Raw genomic sequence first — 18,254 nt, forward strand, 5'->3', positions numbered from 1 at the left:
CCCGCCAGGCTCGCAACGACGCTGGCGTCCGTGGCGTCGTTGATCCTCGCGGCCTCAATGCTTGCCACTTACTTTCTGGCAAGACCGATCAGGCAATTCGCCGAAGAGCTTCGTCAGAAAGGAGGCGATCTGCGAGTCGGGCCCGTGCGTGCAGCGGGTCCAAAAGAGTTGCGTGCAGCCATCAACGCATCCAACGAGCTGCAGGCGCAACGCCGAAAATTCGTCGATGACCGCACGCTGATGCTCGCCGCCATTTCGCACGATCTGCGAACGCCTCTGACCAAAATCCGCCTGCGAGGCGAGTTCATCGAAGACGAAGAACAGCGGCTGCGCCTCTTCCGAGACGTCGATGATCTGCAGGCAATGGCGGACTCTGCGCTCTCGTTGATCGAGGTCGTTCAAAGAAAGGCCGTCGAGATCCACGGAACAAAAGCAATGGCTATCAGCCCGAGAAGCAGCATACCCAGATAGATCCAGATCCGCCTGAGCCCCGCTTCCGGCGATACCTCTCCGATGATGCACGCCGCGTAATAACACAAGCCGAACGGCGGCGCGAAGACGCCGAGTCCCATCGCGAGCACGACGACCATCGCATAGTGCACCTCGTGGATGCCAAGCTGATGTGCAACCGGAAACAGCAGCGGCCCGAACAGAACGATGGCCGGGATGCCCTCCAGCACGCTGCCGAGCACGATGAACGCGACGATCGATACCAGCATGAAGCCGGCAGCACCGCCCGGCACCCTCGTCATCATGTTCGCAAGGTCGTGCGAGAAGCCGGATTGCGTCAGCGCCCAGCCCATCGCACTCGCCGCCCCGACGATGAACAGAATCGCGCCGGACAATGCCGCCGTCTGCAGCAGCATTGGCATGATCGCTTTCCACTTGAGGCCGCCGCGATAGACCAGAAGGCCGATCACGAGCGAATACGCGATGCCGATCGTCGATACTTCCGTCGCCGTCGCGATGCCCTCGACAACCGCGCTGCGAATCAGAAAAGGCAGCAGTAGCGCCGGCAGCGCGATGACGAACGTGCGGCGCACTTGCGACCACGGCGCCCTCACCGCGCCCGCGCGGCTCGCGTCCGTTTTTTCATCGCGTCCCGCACGCCACCATGCGACGACACCGAGCACGAGAGCAAGTACGATCGCTGGCAGAATGCCCGCGGTAAAGAGCGCCGCGATCGAAATGCCTGTCACCGACGCGATCGCGATCAGCACGAGCGACGGCGGAATCGTTTCGCTCATCGCACCGGACGCCGCGAGCAGCGATACCAGCTCGCCGTCCTTCATCCCGCGCTTGCGCATCTCGGGGAAAAGCACGGGTGCAACCGCCGCCATGTCGGCAGTCTTCGATCCGGAGATACCCGAGATCAGCAGCATCGCCCCGAGCAGCACATACGACATGCCGCCCCGAACATGACCGAGCAGCGAAGCGAGAAACGCGACCATCACGCGCGCCACGCCTGTCACATGCACGAGTTGCCCGAGCAGCACGAACATCGGCACGGCGAGCAGGATCAGCGTGCTCATGCCTTCATCCATGCGCCCGACCACGACGCTGAGCGGCGTCGACGTGGTCGTCAGCAGATACGCGCTCGTCGCGAGCGAGAACGCGAAGGCGATCGGCACGCCCGCCATCACCGCCGTGCCAAGCACGCCGACAAAAAACACGAGCAGCGCGCCCTGCCCCATGTTCGTCAATGGCGCCTTGGCGAGATAGCAGCCGAGCGCGATCAGCAGGATGAGCGCCAGCGCACCGAGGATATGCCGCCGGTCATGCCGTGCAAGACGCAGGCCGCAACTGATCAATGCCGCCGCGCAGCCGAAGGGAATCGCCAGTGCTCTCACCGAGCCCGACCAGCCGAGTGCCGGTGTTTCGACGAAAGCCTGATCCTGCACATAGTCGAACGCGGGATGCATCACGAGCGCGAAGAAAGCCGCCGCCGCAGCGACCGCCAGTGTCTCGGCCCACGCCTGCGCGCGCGGCGTCATGTGCGATACGAAGAAGGTCAGGCGCATGTGACATGAACGCTGCACCGCGAGCGCACTGCCCAGCATTGCAAGCCACAGGAACAGGATGGACGCGAGTTCGTCCGACCAGATGAGCGGGTGATGAAACACCGCACGCGCCACGATGCCGACGAACAACAGCGCCACCTCGCCGACGACCGCCGCTGCCGCGAGCACCTCGATGCCACGGCGCAACCACCGTTCGATGCCGCTCTCGCCGTGATGATCGCGTACGAGCGATGGCCCAGGCACCTCCAGATTGTGTGCCGCGCTCATGATATTTTCCCCGTTACCGCTTCGAGGGCGCTCCAGGGACCGGCGCCGAACTTGTCGCGCCATTGCGCATAGAAGCCGGATTTCGTGAGCGCTGCGCGAAACGCGTCCCTGTCCGCAGGAACGAAGGTCAGGCCTTTACCGGAGAGCTGCGACTTCAGCGACGTGTTCAAGCGCGCGACATCCGCACGCTGCTCGACGCTCGCACGGTCGAATTCGCGCCTCACGATCGTCTTGAGATCGTCGGGCAGTGCGTTGAATGCGCGCGGGTTGCCGAGCAGCCAGAACGGGTCCCAGATGTGATTGGTCTCGGCCACGTACTTTTGCACTTCATAGAGCTTGCCCGCTTCGATCGTGACGAGGCCGTTTTCCTGGCCATCCACGAGATGCGTCTGCAACGCGGTGTAGAGCTCGTTGAAGTTGATCGACGTAGGGTTCGCCCCAAGCGTCTGGAAGAGCGACGTGAACATCGGCGAGACCGGCACGCGAATGCGGTAACCGCGCAAATCGTCGGGTGCCTTGATGGGTTTCGTGGTGGACGTGATCTGCCGGAAGCCGTTGTCCGCCGCCTTCGAAACCGACACGAACCCGCTCTTGTCGATCTGCGCGCGAATGATCTTGCCGAGATCGCCATCGACGCCGCGCCAGACCTGATCGTAGTCCGAGAACGCGAAGCCGAGATTGGTGATGGCCGCGAGCGGGATCACCGTCGACGCCACCGAGCCCGAGATGTTGAGGAACTCGACAGCGCCCGAGCGCGTCTGCGATAGCAGATCGGTGTCCGAGCCGAGTTGCGATGCAGGGAAGAAGCGGATCTCGAGCCTGCCGCTGCTCGCCTCGCGTATGCGGTCGATGGCTTCCTTGAGACGCGTATTGATCGGCTGATTAAGGGATTGCCCGGTAGCGAGCTTGTAGGTGAATTCGGCGGCGCGTGCGGGCCGGGTCCATATCGTTACCAGCGGAAGGGCTGCCGCAGCCTTCAACACCGCGCGTCGCGAAATGCGTCGCGGCGAGTTCGACGTGCTCATGATGCTGTCTCCTGTTATATGAACTTCCGTGTTCACGCGCCACTTGTCTGTATGGCGTCGCGGGCACGTGGTGACACTTGTTCGACTCTTGTCGAGGCGCCGCCGGTCCTGCGTGTGCAAAATATAAGAGGCTTGTTGGTGAAGGACAATTCAATTATTTTGCGCAAAGGTGTAGCCAATCTAAAGGGTGATCATGTATCTGCCATTGCGGGCCATCAGTGTTTTTCATGCTGCGGCGAGTTCGGGGAGCATCTCTCGCGCGGCCGCGGAACTGAACGTCACACCATCGGCCGTCAGCCAGCAAATCCAGTCTCTGGAGACACATCTGGGCACGGCGTTGATGACGAAGGTCGGACGTGGTGTGGCATTGACCGAAGCAGGCGAACGCTACTTCGCGATGATTTCAGAAGAGATCGACCGCATCGCCGACGCGACTCAGCGTATACGCGGGTTGCGCTCCGTCACGCTCCTGACCGTGCGCGCGACGCCAACGCTATCCACCAAGTTTCTCCTGCCGCGCCTGCGCTCGTTCCTCGACGGTCATCCCGATCTCGAAGTGCGTCTTAACGGCACCAATGAAATGACCGACTTCGCGCAGGAATCCGTCGATATCGAGATCCGTCACGGCACCGGGCAATGGCCGGGCTTGTATGTCGAGCCGCTGACCGAGGAATCGTTCCTGCCGGTCTGCTCACCCGCGTACTGCGCACCGTCGAGTCTCGATGCCGCCGACCTGCGGCGTCATCGGCTCATCTATTCGATCAAGTCGCAGGTCCAGTGGCCGCACTGGTTCTCGGTGGCGCACGCAGACCCGCTCGATCCGGGGCAGCGCGTGTTGTTTGACCGCAGCCATATGGCGATCGATGCCGCCGTCGACGGCATGGGCATCGCCCTCGAAAGCACGCTCATGATGTGGCGCGAGCTGCGCGACGGCACGTTGATCTGCCCTGTGCGCGAGCCTCCGGAGATCCGGCTGACGACGCAGTGGATCGTCTGTCCGTTCGAGCATCTGCACAAGAAGAAAGTGATCCTGTTCCTCGATTGGCTGCGCGCCGAGCGTGCCGCCTGGCAAGCCGCCTCTCAGCTTGCCGCCGCCCGCTGACGTTGAAGCCTGGCTAACAAATCGCCTCGGAAATGTTAATTGTTCTGGCTGAACCCCCTGACTACACTTGCTCGCAAGTAAGGCGCACCGCTGTCATGCCTTCGATCATGCCTCCCCGGCCACTCACCGCGCGCCGCGCTCGCGGCCACGATCCATAGACTCGACCACAAAGGATTGCAAATGAATCTCTCCAGTCTGCTCCAGGCACGCAACGCTTCCGGGCGCCCCGTACGCGTCGGCCTGATCGGCGCCGGCAAGTTCGGCTCGATGGTGCTGTCGCAGGCACGTCATATCGAAGGGCTGCACGTGGTGGGCGTCGCCGATCTCGATGTCGGCAAGGCACGCGCATCGCTCGCGCGAGTCGGCTGGCCGGCCGAGCAATACGGCGCGCGCACGCTCGCCGATGCCATGAAGACCGGCGCCACCTGCGTTCTCGACGATGCCGCCGCACTCGCCGCCTGCGATGAGATCGAATGCATCATCGAGGCGACGGGCCATCCGATCGCCGGCGTGCGTCACGCACTCGCCGCGATCGAAGGCAACAAGCATGTGGTGATGGTCAACGTCGAGGCCGACGCGATGTGCGGCCCGCTGCTCGCCGCCCGCGCTCGCGAGCGCGGTCTCGTCTACAGCATGGCATACGGCGACCAGCCCGCGATCATCTGCGAACTGGTGGACTGGGTGCGCTCTTGCGGCTTCGAGCTGACCTCGGCCGGCAAGGGCATGAATTTCGAGCCGCGCTATCGCTATTCGACACCGGACACGGTATGGGGCTTCTTCGGCTGGACCGAGGAAGAAGTGGCCAAGGGCGACTTCAACCCGAAGATGTACAACTCGTTCACCGACGGCACCAAAGCCGCAATCGAAATGGCGGCGGTCGCGAACGGCACGGGCCTCGATTGCCCGGACAATGGCCTCGCCTTCCCTCCTGCCGGCCTGCATGATCTGGCGCGCGTCTTCCGGCCGGCGGAAGATGGCGGACGCCTTTCGCGCAGTGGTCTCGTGGACATCGCCGCGAGCCAGGAACCGGACGGCCGTGAAGTACTCAACAACATCCGCTATGGCGTGTTCGTCACGTTCAAGGCGCCAAACGAATACGCGCGTGCGTGCTTCAAGCAGTACGGCCTACTCGTCGATCCGACCGGCTGGTACGGCTCGATGTGGCGCCCGTTCCACATGATCGGCCTCGAAACCAGCGTGAGCGTGCTGTCGGCCGTGCTTCGCGGCGAGGCGACGGGTTCGTCGAAGGAATTCCGCGGCGACGCCGTGGCGACCGCCAAGCGCGACCTCAAGCCCGGCGAGATGCTCGACGGCGAAGGCGGCTACGCGGTCTGGGCCAATGCGATCCCGGCATCGAAGAGCCTTGCGATCGGCGGCTTGCCGATCGGGCTCGCGCATAACGTCAGGCTCAAGCGCCCCGTCGCCAAGGACACCATCGTTCGCTTCGAGGATGTCGAGCTCGAACGCGATCTCGACGTTGTCGCGCTGCGTCGCGAGATGGAGCAAAGTGCGCTCGGCAAGCCCGCGAAGGCAGCGTGAAGGACACACGTCATGGCATCGGATGGAGCATTCCAGCATGCATAGCGCAACGCAAGCCTTCGTGGTCGTCGCGGAGTTCGAAGTGAAGGCCGAGTGCGTTCGCGACTTCCTCGCGCTCGCACGCGACGACGCGCGGCACTCGCTCGCCGACGAGCCCGGTTGCCGGCAGTTCGACATCGTGCAGATGGAGGAAACGCCGGAGCGCGTCATGTTCTACGAGGTCTACGACGATCGCGCCGCGTTCGATGCACACTTGCGGACGCCGCACCTCGACCGCTTCCGTGCCGCCTTTCCGGCGCTGATCGTGACGGAGCGCCCGGTGCGTTTCGGCCGGCGCGAGTTCGCATGATGCGCGCCGGCCTCGCGGTAGGCTTCATCGGCACGGGCATCATGGGCTCGCCGATGGCGCGTCGCATCGTCGGCGCCGGCTACCGGGTCGCGGCGTGGAACCGCACCCCGGACAAGGCGGCGCTGCTCGCGTCGGCGGGCATCGAGGTGGTCGGTCACGCAAGCGAAACTGCGCGCGATGCGGATGTCGTCATCTGCATGCTGAGCTCGGGCTCCGCGTGCGACGAGATCCTGCTCGGCGACGACGGGATCGTCGCCAGGATGCGTGCGGGCAGCGTGCTGATCGTGATGAGCTCGATTCCTGTCGATACCGCGCAGCGCCATGCGCGGGCCGCAGCGGAACGCGGCATCGGCTATCTCGACGCGCCCGTGTCCGGCGGCGAGAAAGGCGCGCAGGACGGCACGCTCGCGATCATGGCGGGCGGCGACGCGGAAGTATTCGAACGCGCGCGCGCCGTGCTACAGACGATGGGCCGTCCGACGCGCATCGGCCCGGCGGGCACGGGCCAGCTCGCGAAGCTCGTCAACCAGATGATGGTCGCGAGCACGATCGCCACCGTCGCCGAAGCGATGCTGCTCGCGGAACGCGGCGGCGCCGATCCTGCGCAGGTCCGCGCGGCGCTGCTCGGCGGATTCGCCGACTCGACGATCCTGCGGCAGCACGCTGCACGCATGATCGCGCAGGATTTCGAGCCGGGCGGCCCGGCCAAGTATCAAATCAAGGATACGAAAACGGCGCTCGGCTTTGCGCAGAGCGTGGGGCTGGAGTTGCCGGTGCTTGGGCTCGTCGATGGCCTCTTCACCGACATGGTCGAACACGGCGACGGCGAGCTGGATCACAGCGCTTTGATCCGCGAATTACGCAGGCGTAATGGCTTGCCGGTGTCGTGACGCTGGGAGTTCGTCGAGGAAACGCGTATCTCAAGCCTTTGCAGCGGCATATGGTGAGCCACTCGTCTAACCCCTACGCCGATCGCAGATCCCACAACACGTCGAGTACGTGTTGAGTGGCACGCTCGACGTGCCCTGCACGGTGTGCAATGCCGAGTCGACGCCACAACGCCGGGCGCAGCGGACGCATGACGATGCGCCTGTCGGGTAAAGGCGTCGTGGCCTCATGGGGCAAAAGCGCCGCGCCGTAACCTGCCGCTACCAGACTCTTGATCGCGTCGTTGTAGTTGAGCTGAATGCGCGGCGCAGGATGATGCCCCGCGGTCGCAAACCACTCCGTCGTCAGGCGCGAGAGACGCGTAGTCGCGTCATTGAGAATGAGAGGCTGAGCCGCGAGCCATTGAGGCGTTACACGAGCCGGGCATCGCCAATGCGCCGGCACGAAAGCCATCACGGGGTCGCGGCGCCAGGGCTTTATCACGAGTCCAGCCACTGGCGGCTGAGGCAGCGCGACCAGCCCGACATCCAGCGTCCCATCCGCCAGTCGGGACAGCGTTTCTTGCGACGTGAGCACCGCAAGCTGAATATCGATTGCGGGATTGCGCTGGCGCAGCACCTCGAGCGCTTGCGGCAACAAGTACGCGATCACACCGGTCGACGCACCGAGCCGCACGCGCCCTTCGAGCCCCTGCACCTGGCGTTGAATATCGTCCAGCGCCTGCTCCGCATCGGCCAGCAGTCGACGCGCGCGCTCCACCAGCACCTCTCCTATCGCCGACGGCTTCACCTGCCCGCGCTTCCTTGACAGGAGCGGCGCCCCAATGCGGTCTTCGAGTTCAGCGATATGGAGGCTGACCGTCGGAGGCGCGAGATTCAACGCGCGCGCTGCATCGGCAAATGAGCCACGCTCGGTAATCGCGATCAGAGTGCGCAAGCGGTCCAGGCTGATCTCTCGCATGTCGGCTTCCAGATTCAGAAAAACTGAATGTTCAGGTTATGAAATTCAACTTTCCCTATTCTAGCGGCTCAGGGAACATGGGCACTCCTTCAACCCGGTACAACCATTCGGAGAATTGGCGTATGAGCGCTCCCGTTGTTTTCATCGATGGCGATCAGGGCACCACCGGACTGCAAATCCACGAACGGCTGCGCAATCGGACCGACATCACGCTGTTCACGCTTCCCGCAGCAGAACGCAAGGATGCGCGCCGTCGCGCCGAAGCCATCAACGCCTGCGATATTGCCATTCTCTGTTTGCCCGATGCCGCGGCACGCGAGGCGGTAGACGCTATCGTGAATCCTGCCGTCAGAGTCATCGACGCAAGTTCGGCCCACCGCACACAGCCGGGCTGGACATACGGCTTTCCGGAAATGACGCCGGGACAGGCCGAGCGCATCGCGAGCGCGCGCCGGGTCACCAATCCCGGCTGCTACCCGACGGGGGCGATCGGCTTGCTGCGTCCCCTGTTGCAGGCTGGGCTCATACCGGGCAACTACCCCGTCAGCATTCATGCGGTGTCCGGCTACTCCGGACGCGGTCGTGCCGGCGTGGAGGAACACGAAGGGCAAGATGCCGTCAACGCCCCTTCGTTCCAGGTATATGGCCTGGGACTCGCGCACAAGCACGCCCCGGAAATTCAGGCGCACGCCGGACTCGCGCAGCGGCCCATCTTCGTCCCTGCATATGGTGCGTTTCGTCAGGGCATTGTGTTGACGGTGCCGCTGGCGTTGCGGCTGCTCGCTCCCGACGTAGACGCCGCCGCGTTGCACGCATGCCTTGCACGCCACTATGCGGACGCAGCGCACGTGCGTGTCTTGCCGATGCATGAGGCGGGTGTCTTGACGCACCTCGATCCGCAAGCGCTGAACGGTACGAACGACATGCGCTTGAGCGTGTTTTCTAACATGGAACACGGGCATGTCTTGTTGTCCGCGGTTTTCGACAATCTCGGCAAAGGCGCATCCGGCGCTGCTGTTCAGAACCTGAACTTGATGCTCGCGCGCGATTAGTGGCCGCGAAGGCGGCCTTTGCGAAGCCGCAATCAGCAAGCGATCGTCAAGGATGAATCACTCCACGGCTTTGAGAATGTCCTCCACCATCTTCTTCGCTTCAGCGGCGCGGCCTCAACCATCAGCGGCAATTTCCTCGAGTGCGAGCGCAATGAATGCCCGTGCTGCCGCGCTTCGATACGCACCTTTGCGCAGCAGCAACGCAGCGGTTCTCTGCGGCAACGCCGGCTCCAGGTCCACGAGACTCAAGTCGCGGTGCTCGCGCGCTATCGCCGCTGGCAGCAGCGTTGCGAGCGCACTGCGACGCACGAGTTCGATGACCGCACTGATCGAGTTAACCTCCATCGCAATGCGCGGCGCAACGCCGTGTTGCCTGCAATACCGGTCGATGTATTGTCGCGTCGCAAATTCCTCGTTGAGCAACACGAGCGCTTCGCTCTCGAACTCGCGAAGCGTCAGCGGCGCGCGCTTCTTCGCATAGCGATGCGACTTACCGACCACCATCGCCAAAGCCTCGACCAACAGCGCCTGTGTCTCGATCTCGGGTGAGTGCGTATCGCTGAACGCAATGCCGACATCGATCGCATCTTCATTCAACAACGCCTCCATGCGCTCTTGCGGCATTTCGTGGATGTCGAGCGTGATGTTCGGATAGCGGTGGTTGTACTTCCGCAGCAACGGACCGATCAGGTAGGCCGTGAACGTCGGAGTCATCGCGAGGCGCAGTGAGCCGCGAGTCAGATCCTGCACGTCATGGATGGCCCGCCTGCCCGCCTCCAGGTCCTGCAGCGCACGCTGCGCGTAGCGCACATAGGCAGCGCCGGCGTCGGTCAACTGAATCGTCCGACCGGACCGGTCGAGCAATTGCGCGTCGAGTGCGTCCTCGAGTTGCCTGATCTGTTGCGACAGCGTCGGCTGCGACACGTGCAGCGCCTCGGCCGCCCGCGTGAAGTTGCGGTGTTCCGCGACCGCCAGAAAATAACGGATGTGCCGGAGCAACATGGGCCCCTCCAAACTATTGGCGCTGCCTATAGGGAGAATAAGAAACCGGTCTTGGACACTATATCTCGCCCGGCGCATTCTTCGTCCATCGGTGCTCAACACGCAGACCCAGATGGAGCGAAACATGCAGGACATCATCGACGGCTTCCTGAAATTCCAGCGCGACGCGTTCCCGCAGCGGTCCGAGCTTTTCAGGCGGCTGGCCACCAGCCAGAACCCGCGTACCTTGTTCATTTCCTGTTCGGATAGCCGGCTCGTGCCGGAACTCGTCACGCAGCGCGAACCCGGCGACCTGTTCGTGATCCGCAATGCCGGCAATATCGTGCCGTCGTATGGCCCGGAACCGGGTGGCGTGACCGCTACCGTCGAATACGCCGTCGCCGCGCTCGGCGTGACCGACGTGGTGATTTGCGGCCACTCCGACTGCGGCGCGATGACCGCCATCGCCACATGCAAGTGCATGGACCACATGCCGGCCGTGCGCAACTGGCTGCGTTATGCGGACTCTGCGAAGGTCGTCAACGAGGCGCGCGAGCATAAGAGCGAACGCGACAGGATCGACTCGATGGTCCGCGAAAACGTGATCGCCCAGCTCGCCAACATCAAGACGCATCCTTCGGTGCGGCTCGCACTCGAACAGGGACACCTGGCCCTGCATGGATGGGTGTACGACATCGAAACAGGCTCGATCGATACGCTCGACGGTGCGACCAACCGGTTCGTTTCCCTGGCTGAACATCCACACACATGTGCAACGCCGGCTCGACTCAATCTCGCGGCCTGATCTACTGCTTTTCTTCCAACATCGACTTAATCGCAAGGAGCATCATCATGACGCAATCCCTGTCCAGCCAGGCCCCCCGTGAAGCACTGACCGACGCCATCATCGACGCAAAGGTTCGCCAAGGCCTGACGTTCGAACAGATCAATGAAGGCACGGGCTTGAGCCTCGCTTTCGTCACCGCCGCACTGCTCGGCCAGCACCCGCTGCCTGCCGGCGCTGCGCAAGTCGTGGCTGACAAGCTCGAACTCGGCGAAGACGCCGTTCGCTTGCTGCAAGCGATTCCCGTACGCGGCAGCATTCCCGGCGGCGTGCCGACCGATCCGACGATCTACCGGTTCTACGAAATCGTGCAGATCTACGGTTCAACGTTAAAGGCGCTGGTTCACGAAAAGTTCGGCGACGGTATCATCAGCGCGATCAACTTCAAGCTGGACATCAAGAAAGTGGACGATCCTGAAGGCGGCTCGCGCGCCGTGATCACGCTCGACGGAAAGTATCTGCCGACCAAGCCGTTCTGATGCGCCGGGGGAAATCGCTGTTCGATGCGGAGATTTCCCCTTGGAGAACGCCCGCCATCACATCTGAAAGCGGTCACGCGTCGTCACATAGTCGCTCGCGCCGAAGCGTCCTACCGGAAAGTAATGCTCCAGACGGACGCGCCATGTATCGATATCGATGAGTTCGTCACGCGCATGAAGCATCAGCACGCGGCCGATGAAGATGTGGCGGCTCGCCGTTTCGAGCGTTTCCCACAACGCGCACTCGAACGCGACGGGCGCCTCGGCGATACGCGGCGGCTTCACGCGCGTCGAGCCGAGCGTGCTCAGGCCCACCTGTTCGAGCTCGGAGACATCCGCGGCGAAGCGTTCGCCGCAGCGATGCATCTGCTGCGCGATAGCTTCATCGGCGAGATGCACGACGAACTCCTTTTCGCGCGCAACATTCACCGCGGTGTCCTTCAACGTGCCGTCCGCCAGCCGGTTGATGCTGATCATGACGATGGGCGGCTCTTCGCCCAGCATATTGAACATCGAGAACGGCGCGGCATTCACGGTGCCGTCCGCGCCGAGCGTGGTGACGAGCGCAATGGGCCGCGGCACGATGAGACTCGCCATCAGCTTGTAACGCTGATACTCGGTAATCGCTTCGAAATCGATTTCCATGTCACTCCACTGCGGTTCGTTGCGCGGGATCGATGCCGAGCAGATGCGCGAGCCCGTTTGCGCCCGGCATGCGCGATGTCTCGATGCGCGCCTCCAGGCTGCGCAGATGCGCCAACATGTGCGCGATCGCGCCCGCGGCATCGCGCGCTTCGAGGCAATCGAGGATGGCGGTGTGCTCGTCGTGCTCGCACGGCGCGTTGCCGACCGGCTCGTAAGCGCCGACGATCAACGAGCAGCGCGAGATCAGTTCGCTGAGATAGTGTTCGAGGATCGCATTGCCCGCGAGCGCCGCGATACGCAGATGAAACGCGCTCGCAAGCCGCGCCCACGATGGCTGATCGAAGCGATGCATCGCCTCGTGTTCCTCGTCGAGCTGTCCGCGCAACGCGGCGATATCGGCGGCGCTCGCGCGCTCCGCCGCGAGTTCCACGAGCGCACGCTCGACCGAACGCCGTGCCTCGAAAATCGCGCGCGTCTCCTCGCGGGTCGGCTGCGCGATCACCGCGCCCTTGTTCGGACGCAGCACGACGATGCCGTCGTACGCGAGCTTTTCCAGCGCGCGCCGCACCGCCGCGCGGCCCACGCCGAACAGCGCGCATAGCTCGGGCTCGGGCAATTTCGTGCCGGGCGCGAGCCTGCGATTGAGCACGCCCTCGAAGATCGACCGATAGACGCGCGCGTCCGCGCTCTCCTTGCCGCCCTTCATGCGGCCTGCGCCGGCACGGGCACGGCTTCTTCGGCATGACGCGCTATCGCGCCGGGCGTCGCGAGCCAGATGTCCTCGCGCGCCGCCGCGATATGCGCGAGCGCACGCCGCAAATGCCGCAACCGGTACGGCTGCCCGACGATATACGGATGCAGCGCGATGCCCATCACGAGTGCTTGCGGCGTACGCGCGCGCAGCGTCTGTTCGAGCATCTCGTCGAACTGGTCGATGATCATGTCCGCGAAGTCGCGCATGTCCATGTGACGCGCCATGATCATCGGCAGATCGTTCAACTCCTGAGGATACGGAATCGACCAGAGCGGGCCGCCGCGCGTGTTCATGCGCACGGGCCGGTCGTCGTGACACCAGTTGAGCGTGTAACGGAAACCCGCCTCGGCGAGCAGGTCCGGCGTGCGATGCGATTCGGAGATCCACGGCGACAGCCATCCCGAAGGCGCTGCGCCGGAACATTCGAGCATGCGCGCGCGGCAGTGCGCGAGCAGCGCGCGTTCGCCGTCTTCGTCGAGATCGCTCTGACGCTGCGCGTTCGTGTGACCGTGCGCGATGAGTTCGTCGCCACGCGCAGCGCATGCTTCGACGAGCGCGGGACAGTGATCATAGAGCGACGTATTGATGAGCGTGCCCGCGGGCAAATCGAGCGCATCGAACAGTTCGATGCAGCGCCACGCGCCCACGCGGTTGCCGTACTCGCGCCAGCTGTAATTGAGCACATCGGGTTGCGGCGACAACGGCCCGAGCGCCGCGCCCAGCCCCTCGCCGAACGCGAAGTGTTCGAGGTTGAAGCCGAGATAAACGGCGAGGCCCGCGCCGTTCGGCCAGCGATAACCATCGCTTTCGTGGATCGGCCGATAGTCGAAGCGTCCATGCGTCTTCAACGGAGCGAAGTCGTTCATTGTCGAATGTGATGAACCGGTTTGGTTAGGTCATGCCCCATAGCGGACGTGATCCGCACCTCGATCGCACACGTCAGGCGTCTGTGGATGCTGACGATCGGGGTCCGCGATCGTGTGCAATATGCGCGCCAATTCGTCGACACCTGCTGTCAGCGTATGTGGCAGCGTTCTGGACGTGCAACGCGACCGTGCGGCCGGACACGAATGGCATATGTCTTGCAATGGCTTGCCCGCTGTATTCCATCAGCGTCTTGAACAGGACAAGCCTTCATGGTTCAACCGGCATCCACGGTGGTTCGCGCGAGCCCGGCCGATATCGAGCTCGTGCATGTTTCGAAGCGCTATGGCGATGCGCTCGCCGTCGACGCCATCGACCTGCGCATTCCCGGCGGGGCATATTGCTGTCTGCTCGGTCCGTCCGGTTGCGGCAAGACGTCGACGCTGCGCATGATCGCGGGCCACGAGTGGGTGTCCGAAGGCGACGTGCTGATCGGCGGGCGCAATGTCACGCGCGAGCAACCGGTCGCGCGCGGCACGGCGATGGTGTTTCAGAGCTACGCGCTCTTCCCGCATCTCTCGGCACTCGACAACGTCGCGTTCAGCCTCAAGGTGCGCGGCGTCGCGAAGGAAGCGCGCAGAAAGCGCGCGGGCGAACTGCTCGAACTCGTCGCGATGTCGGCCTACGCGAATCGCAAGCCTGCGCAGCTTTCGGGCGGACAGCAACAGCGCGTTGCACTTGCGCGCGCCCTCCTCAACGAGCCGCGCTGCCTGCTGCTCGACGAGCCGCTCTCCGCGCTCGATCCGTTTCTGCGCGTGCAAATGCGCGCCGAACTCAAGCGCTGGCAGAAGGAACTCGGCATCACCTTCGTGCACGTCACGCATTCGCAGGAAGAAGCGATGGCGCTCGCCGATCTCGTCGTCGTGATGAGTCACGGTCATATCGAGCAGAGCGGCACGCCCTTCGACGTATTCAACCGGCCGCGCACGGAATTCGTCGCGCGCTTTCTGGGCGGCCATAACGTGCTCGGTTCGAACGGGCGGCTCTTCACGGTGCGCGCCGATCATCTGCGCATCGCGCCGCATGGCGTCGCGCCCGGCACGAGCGCGGGCGACAGCGGTCTTCTGCGCATCGGCGGACTCGCGTGCACGGTGCGCGAAGCCGAGTATCAGGGCACGCATCTGCGCATGACGCTCGATCCGCTCGACGGCTCTCCCGAGCTCGTCTCGATGATCAGCGACGCCGACTACGACGCGCAACGCGCCGGCCCCGGCACGCGCGTGACGGTGTGGTGGGACGAGCAGAACGCGCATCCGCTCGCCGCGTGAGATCAGGCAATCACAACTTCAAATTCGAGGAGAGTCCATGAACGACGAACAAGCCAACGCACGCGAAGCAGACACCACGAACGCAGGCATTTCACGCCGCACGTTCATCAAGGGCGCGGTGGCGGCGGCGGGCATCGCCGGGTTTCCGTATGTGCACGCGCAGGAGAAGATCACGCTGCGCTATCTCGGCACCGCGGTGAACCAGAGCGCGGAGATCGCGAAGAAGTTCAAGGAAGATACGGGCATCGAGATTCAGTACATTCCCGTCACGACCGATGATGTGACCAAGCGCATCATCACGCAACCCAACTCGTTCGATATCGTCGATACCGAATACTTCTCGCTCAAGAAGCTGATCCCCGCCGGCACGCTCGCGGGCATGGATGCGAAGCGCATCAAGCTCGCGGACAAGATCACGCCCGTATTGACCAAGGGCGAAGTCAACGGCAAGAAGATCGGCGATCAGGGCACGGCGCCGAAGAAGGTGATGTTCCTCAAGGGCGCGCGCTCGACCGAGTTCAGCGCGACGCCAACCGAATGGATGACGCTCATCCCCACGACGTACAACGCGGACACGCTCGGCATCCGCCCGGACCTCATCTCGCGGCCCGTGACGACATGGGCCGATCTGCTCGATCCGCAGTTCAAGGGGAAAGCGGCGCTGCTCAACATTCCGGCCATCGGCATCATGGATGCGGCCATGGCAATCGAGGCGACGGGTCACGTCAAGTACGGCGACAAGGGCAACATGACGAAGGCGGAGATCGACCAGACCATCAAGGTGCTGATCGAAGCGAAGCGCGCCGGACAGTTCCGCGCGTTCTGGCGCGACTTCAACGAGAGCGTGAACCTGATGGCCTCGGGCGAAGTGGTGATCCAGTCGATGTGGTCGCCCGCCGTCACCAAGGTCCGCACGATGGGCATCGCGTGCAAGTTCCAGCCGCTCAAGGAAGGCTATCGCTCGTGGGCCTCGGGCTTCGGCTTTCCGCGCTCGCTGCAGGGCAAGAAACTCGATGCCGCGTATGAATTCGTCAACTGGTTCCAGGACGGCTGGGCGGGCGCGTATCTGATGCGCCAGGGTTATTACCCCGGCGTGACCGAAACGGCCAAGTCGCACATGCAGGCCTACGAGTGGGACTACTGGATGGAAGGCAAGCCCGCCGCGCAGGACATCAAGGCGCCCGACGGCCAGTTGCTGGAGAAGGCCGGCACCGTGCGCGACGGCGGCTCGTACACGCAGCGCATGGGCGCGATCGCCTGCTGGAACGCGGTGATGGACGAGAACATCTACATGGTCCAGAAATGGAACGAGTTCATCGCCGCATAAGGGAGCGCCGCTCACGATGGCTTCGGTCGAATATCTTCAGCAGGCAAAGCAGACGCCGGTGCGTCACCGGCGCGTGAGCGCGTGGCTGCAAGCGACGCCGCTCACGCTGACCTTCCTGCTGTTCTTCATCGTGCCGCTCGTGATCACGCTGATCGTGAGCTTCTGGGACTTCAACGAATATCAGATCATCCCTGCCTTCACGCTGAAGAACTACGCGGCGATATTCGACGGCTGCGGTTCGTTCACTGACGTCTGCGTGACCTTCAAGACGTACTGGTCGACGCTCAGGTTCTGCGCGATCGTGTGGGCCGTGACGCTCGTGCTCGGCTTCGCGATCGCGTACTTCCTCGCCTTTCACGTGCGCACCACCGCAATGCAGACCGTGCTGTTCCTCGTCTGCACCATTCCGTTCTGGACCTCGAACGTGATCCGCATGATCTCGTGGATTCCGCTTCTCGGGCGCAACGGACTCGTGAATCAGGCGCTGATGTCGGCGCATCTCGTCGACCGGCCGATCGAATGGCTGCTGTACTCGAACTTCTCGGTCGTGCTCGCGTTCGTGCATCTCTACACGTTCTTCATGATCGTGCCGATCTTCAACGCAATGATGCGCATCGACCGTGCGCTGCTCGAAGCGGCGCGCGACGCCGGCGCAAGCGGCTGGCAGGTCATCCGCGACGTGGTGCTGCCGCTCTCGAAGACGGGCATCGTGATCGGCTCGATCTTCGTCGTCACGATCGTGATGGGCGACTTCCTCACCGTCGGCGTGATGGGCGGACAGCAGATCGCCTCGGTGGGCAAGATCATCCAGGTGCAGACCGGGTATCTGCAGTTTCCCGCCGCGGCGGCCAACGCGATCATCCTGCTCGCCGTCGTGCTGATGATCGTATGGGCGCTGACGCGCGTCGTCGATATCAGAAAGGAGTTGTGACATGGCGGGTGCAATCGCGCATCGGGAACATCGGCCCGCGAGCTTCTACTGGCTCGCGCTCCTCTTCGGGCTATTCGTGCTGTTCCTGTACGGACCGGTCATCACGATCTTCATTCTGTCCTTCCAGGGTCCGGAAGGCGGTCTCACCTTCCCGATGCGCGGCGTCTCGCTGCACTGGTTCGCCGCGTTGCGCGACGGCGTCGGCGATATCGACATCTGGGCCGCGTTCGGACGCTCCGTGAAGCTCGCGCTCGCGGTGACAGTGCTAACCGTGCTGTTTTCACTCAGCGCGGGCCTTGCGTTCAGGCGGCGCTTTCGCGGCGATACCGCGGTGTTCTATGTTTCCGTGGCGAGCCTCATCATGCCGTCGATCATCGTGTCGCTCGGTATCGGCCTCACCTTTCGCCTGCTCGACACGCTCATCAAATATCTGGCGAACGAATGGGGCTTTCAGTCGTTCGCGGATGGCTGGACCACGTCGATGGGCCTCTTCACCTCGGCGCTCGGCGCGCATCTCACGTGGACGCTGCCGTTCGGCCTGCTCGTGATGTTCGCCGTGTTCAACCGATTCAATCCGGCGTACGAGGAAGCGGCGCGCGATCTCGGCGCGTCGCCGTGGCAGTCGTTCAAACATGTGGTGCTGCCGATCATCGGGCCTTCCGTGATCGGCGTCGGCATGTTCGGCTTCACGCTCTCGTGGGATGAAATCGCGCGAACCTCACAGGCGATAGGCGATCAGAACACGCTGCCGCTCGAATTGCAGGGCTTGACGACATCGGTGACCACGCCCGTCATCTACGCGCTCGGCACGGTGACGACGCTGATGTCGCTTGCGGTGATGGTCGGCGGCCTGTTGATCGTGAGATCGATTGCCAGGCGCCGAAAGCTCGTCAACTGA

General features: G+C 63.4%; 19 protein-coding genes. 12 read left to right on the plus strand and 7 right to left on the minus strand.

The genetic code is table 11. The annotated features are described in order from the left end of the window. The first annotated feature begins 240 nt into the window (after positions 1 to 240). Positions 241 to 471, plus strand: a complete 231-nt coding sequence (locus ACEN42_RS24050; RefSeq protein ID WP_371885080.1) for a histidine kinase dimerization/phospho-acceptor domain-containing protein — start codon at positions 241 to 243, stop codon at positions 469 to 471. Here ACEN42_RS24050 and ACEN42_RS24055 read toward each other — a convergent pair. Both ACEN42_RS24055 and ACEN42_RS24060 read right to left on the minus strand, forming a co-directional pair. After that, positions 399 to 2,288 (minus strand): TRAP transporter large permease subunit, encoded by a 1,890-nt coding sequence (locus ACEN42_RS24055; RefSeq protein WP_371884925.1) that lies wholly within the window; start codon positions 2,286 to 2,288, stop codon positions 399 to 401. The two genes, ACEN42_RS24050 and ACEN42_RS24055, sit on opposite strands and share 73 nt — an antisense overlap. Continuing rightward, positions 2,285 to 3,313, minus strand: coding sequence for a TRAP transporter substrate-binding protein (locus tag ACEN42_RS24060; RefSeq protein WP_187606722.1), 1,029 nt, complete (start codon positions 3,311 to 3,313; stop codon positions 2,285 to 2,287). The genes ACEN42_RS24055 and ACEN42_RS24060 overlap by 4 nt, the downstream gene beginning before the upstream one ends. A 193-nt stretch (positions 3,314 to 3,506) precedes the next feature. Here ACEN42_RS24060 and ACEN42_RS24065 point away from each other — a divergent pair, with 193 nt between their 5' ends. From ACEN42_RS24065 to ACEN42_RS24080, 4 genes are all read left to right on the plus strand, one after another. Continuing rightward, entirely contained in the window at positions 3,507 to 4,415 is a 909-nt protein-coding gene (locus tag ACEN42_RS24065) for a LysR substrate-binding domain-containing protein (protein ID WP_213233979.1), read from the plus strand. Between the two features lie 180 nt (positions 4,416 to 4,595). After that, positions 4,596 to 5,954 (plus strand): NAD(P)H-dependent oxidoreductase, encoded by a 1,359-nt coding sequence (locus ACEN42_RS24070; RefSeq protein WP_371884926.1) that lies wholly within the window; start codon positions 4,596 to 4,598, stop codon positions 5,952 to 5,954. A gap of 37 nt (positions 5,955 to 5,991) precedes the next feature. Then, positions 5,992 to 6,303 (plus strand): putative quinol monooxygenase, encoded by a 312-nt coding sequence (locus ACEN42_RS24075; protein ID WP_371884927.1) that lies wholly within the window; start codon positions 5,992 to 5,994, stop codon positions 6,301 to 6,303. Continuing rightward, entirely contained in the window at positions 6,303 to 7,193 is an 891-nt protein-coding gene (locus ACEN42_RS24080) for an NAD(P)-dependent oxidoreductase (RefSeq protein WP_374191215.1), read from the plus strand. Before ACEN42_RS24075 ends, ACEN42_RS24080 begins: the two co-directional genes overlap by 1 nt. A 73-nt stretch (positions 7,194 to 7,266) precedes the next feature. On the opposite strand, the gene ACEN42_RS24085 is transcribed toward ACEN42_RS24080, so the two are convergent. Next, on the minus strand, positions 7,267 to 8,151 hold the full coding sequence (locus tag ACEN42_RS24085) for a LysR family transcriptional regulator (RefSeq protein WP_371884929.1): 885 nt from the start codon (positions 8,149 to 8,151) through the stop codon (positions 7,267 to 7,269). Between the two features lie 122 nt (positions 8,152 to 8,273). Between ACEN42_RS24085 and argC the strand changes: the two genes are divergently transcribed. Further along, the gene (gene argC, locus ACEN42_RS24090; RefSeq protein WP_371885081.1) at positions 8,274 to 9,203 is read left to right on the plus strand and encodes an N-acetyl-gamma-glutamyl-phosphate reductase; all 930 of its coding nucleotides are present in this window, start codon (positions 8,274 to 8,276) and stop codon (positions 9,201 to 9,203) included. Positions 9,204 to 9,317: 114 nt separating this feature from the next. On the opposite strand, the gene cynR is transcribed toward argC, so the two are convergent. Next, complete coding sequence (gene cynR, locus ACEN42_RS24095; RefSeq protein ID WP_371885082.1) at positions 9,318 to 10,205, minus strand: transcriptional regulator CynR; 888 nt, start codon at positions 10,203 to 10,205, stop codon at positions 9,318 to 9,320. Positions 10,206 to 10,329: 124 nt separating this feature from the next. Between cynR and ACEN42_RS24100 the strand changes: the two genes are divergently transcribed. Together ACEN42_RS24100 and cynS are read left to right on the plus strand one after the other, a co-directional pair. Then, on the plus strand, positions 10,330 to 10,989 hold the full coding sequence (locus ACEN42_RS24100; protein WP_371884930.1) for a carbonic anhydrase: 660 nt from the start codon (positions 10,330 to 10,332) through the stop codon (positions 10,987 to 10,989). 47 nt (positions 10,990 to 11,036) lie between these two features. After that, complete coding sequence (gene cynS / locus ACEN42_RS24105) at positions 11,037 to 11,507, plus strand: cyanase (protein ID WP_187607113.1); 471 nt, start codon at positions 11,037 to 11,039, stop codon at positions 11,505 to 11,507. Positions 11,508 to 11,564: 57 nt separating this feature from the next. Here cynS and ACEN42_RS24110 read toward each other — a convergent pair whose 3' ends face one another. From ACEN42_RS24110 to ACEN42_RS24120, 3 genes are read right to left on the minus strand one after another with little or no spacing between them, the layout of a single operon-like run. Next, on the minus strand, positions 11,565 to 12,152 hold the full coding sequence (locus ACEN42_RS24110; RefSeq protein ID WP_371884931.1) for a flavin reductase family protein: 588 nt from the start codon (positions 12,150 to 12,152) through the stop codon (positions 11,565 to 11,567). A gap of 1 nt (position 12,153) precedes the next feature. After that, positions 12,154 to 12,858: a GntR family transcriptional regulator gene (locus ACEN42_RS24115; protein WP_371884932.1), complete on the minus strand. Its 705-nt coding sequence runs from the start codon at positions 12,856 to 12,858 to the stop codon at positions 12,154 to 12,156. Then, positions 12,855 to 13,772, minus strand: coding sequence for a polysaccharide deacetylase family protein (locus ACEN42_RS24120; RefSeq protein ID WP_371884933.1), 918 nt, complete (start codon positions 13,770 to 13,772; stop codon positions 12,855 to 12,857). Before ACEN42_RS24120 ends, ACEN42_RS24115 begins: the two co-directional genes overlap by 4 nt. Positions 13,773 to 14,042: 270 nt before the next feature. Between ACEN42_RS24120 and ACEN42_RS24125 the strand changes: the two genes are divergently transcribed. From ACEN42_RS24125 to ACEN42_RS24140, 4 genes are read left to right on the plus strand one after another with little or no spacing between them, the layout of a single operon-like run. After that, positions 14,043 to 15,098: an ABC transporter ATP-binding protein gene (locus tag ACEN42_RS24125; RefSeq protein WP_371884934.1), complete on the plus strand. Its 1,056-nt coding sequence runs from the start codon at positions 14,043 to 14,045 to the stop codon at positions 15,096 to 15,098. 37 nt (positions 15,099 to 15,135) lie between these two features. Continuing rightward, on the plus strand, positions 15,136 to 16,425 hold the full coding sequence (locus ACEN42_RS24130) for a PotD/PotF family extracellular solute-binding protein (protein WP_238292272.1): 1,290 nt from the start codon (positions 15,136 to 15,138) through the stop codon (positions 16,423 to 16,425). A gap of 16 nt (positions 16,426 to 16,441) precedes the next feature. Then, on the plus strand, positions 16,442 to 17,356 hold the full coding sequence (locus ACEN42_RS24135) for an ABC transporter permease (RefSeq protein WP_238292274.1): 915 nt from the start codon (positions 16,442 to 16,444) through the stop codon (positions 17,354 to 17,356). Between the two features lies 1 nt (position 17,357). Next, positions 17,358 to 18,254 (plus strand): ABC transporter permease, encoded by an 897-nt coding sequence (locus ACEN42_RS24140; protein WP_187606733.1) that lies wholly within the window; start codon positions 17,358 to 17,360, stop codon positions 18,252 to 18,254.

The sequence above is a fragment of the Caballeronia sp. S22 genome (assembly GCF_964261745.1).
GTDB classification, from domain to species: domain Bacteria; phylum Pseudomonadota; class Gammaproteobacteria; order Burkholderiales; family Burkholderiaceae; genus Caballeronia; species Caballeronia jiangsuensis.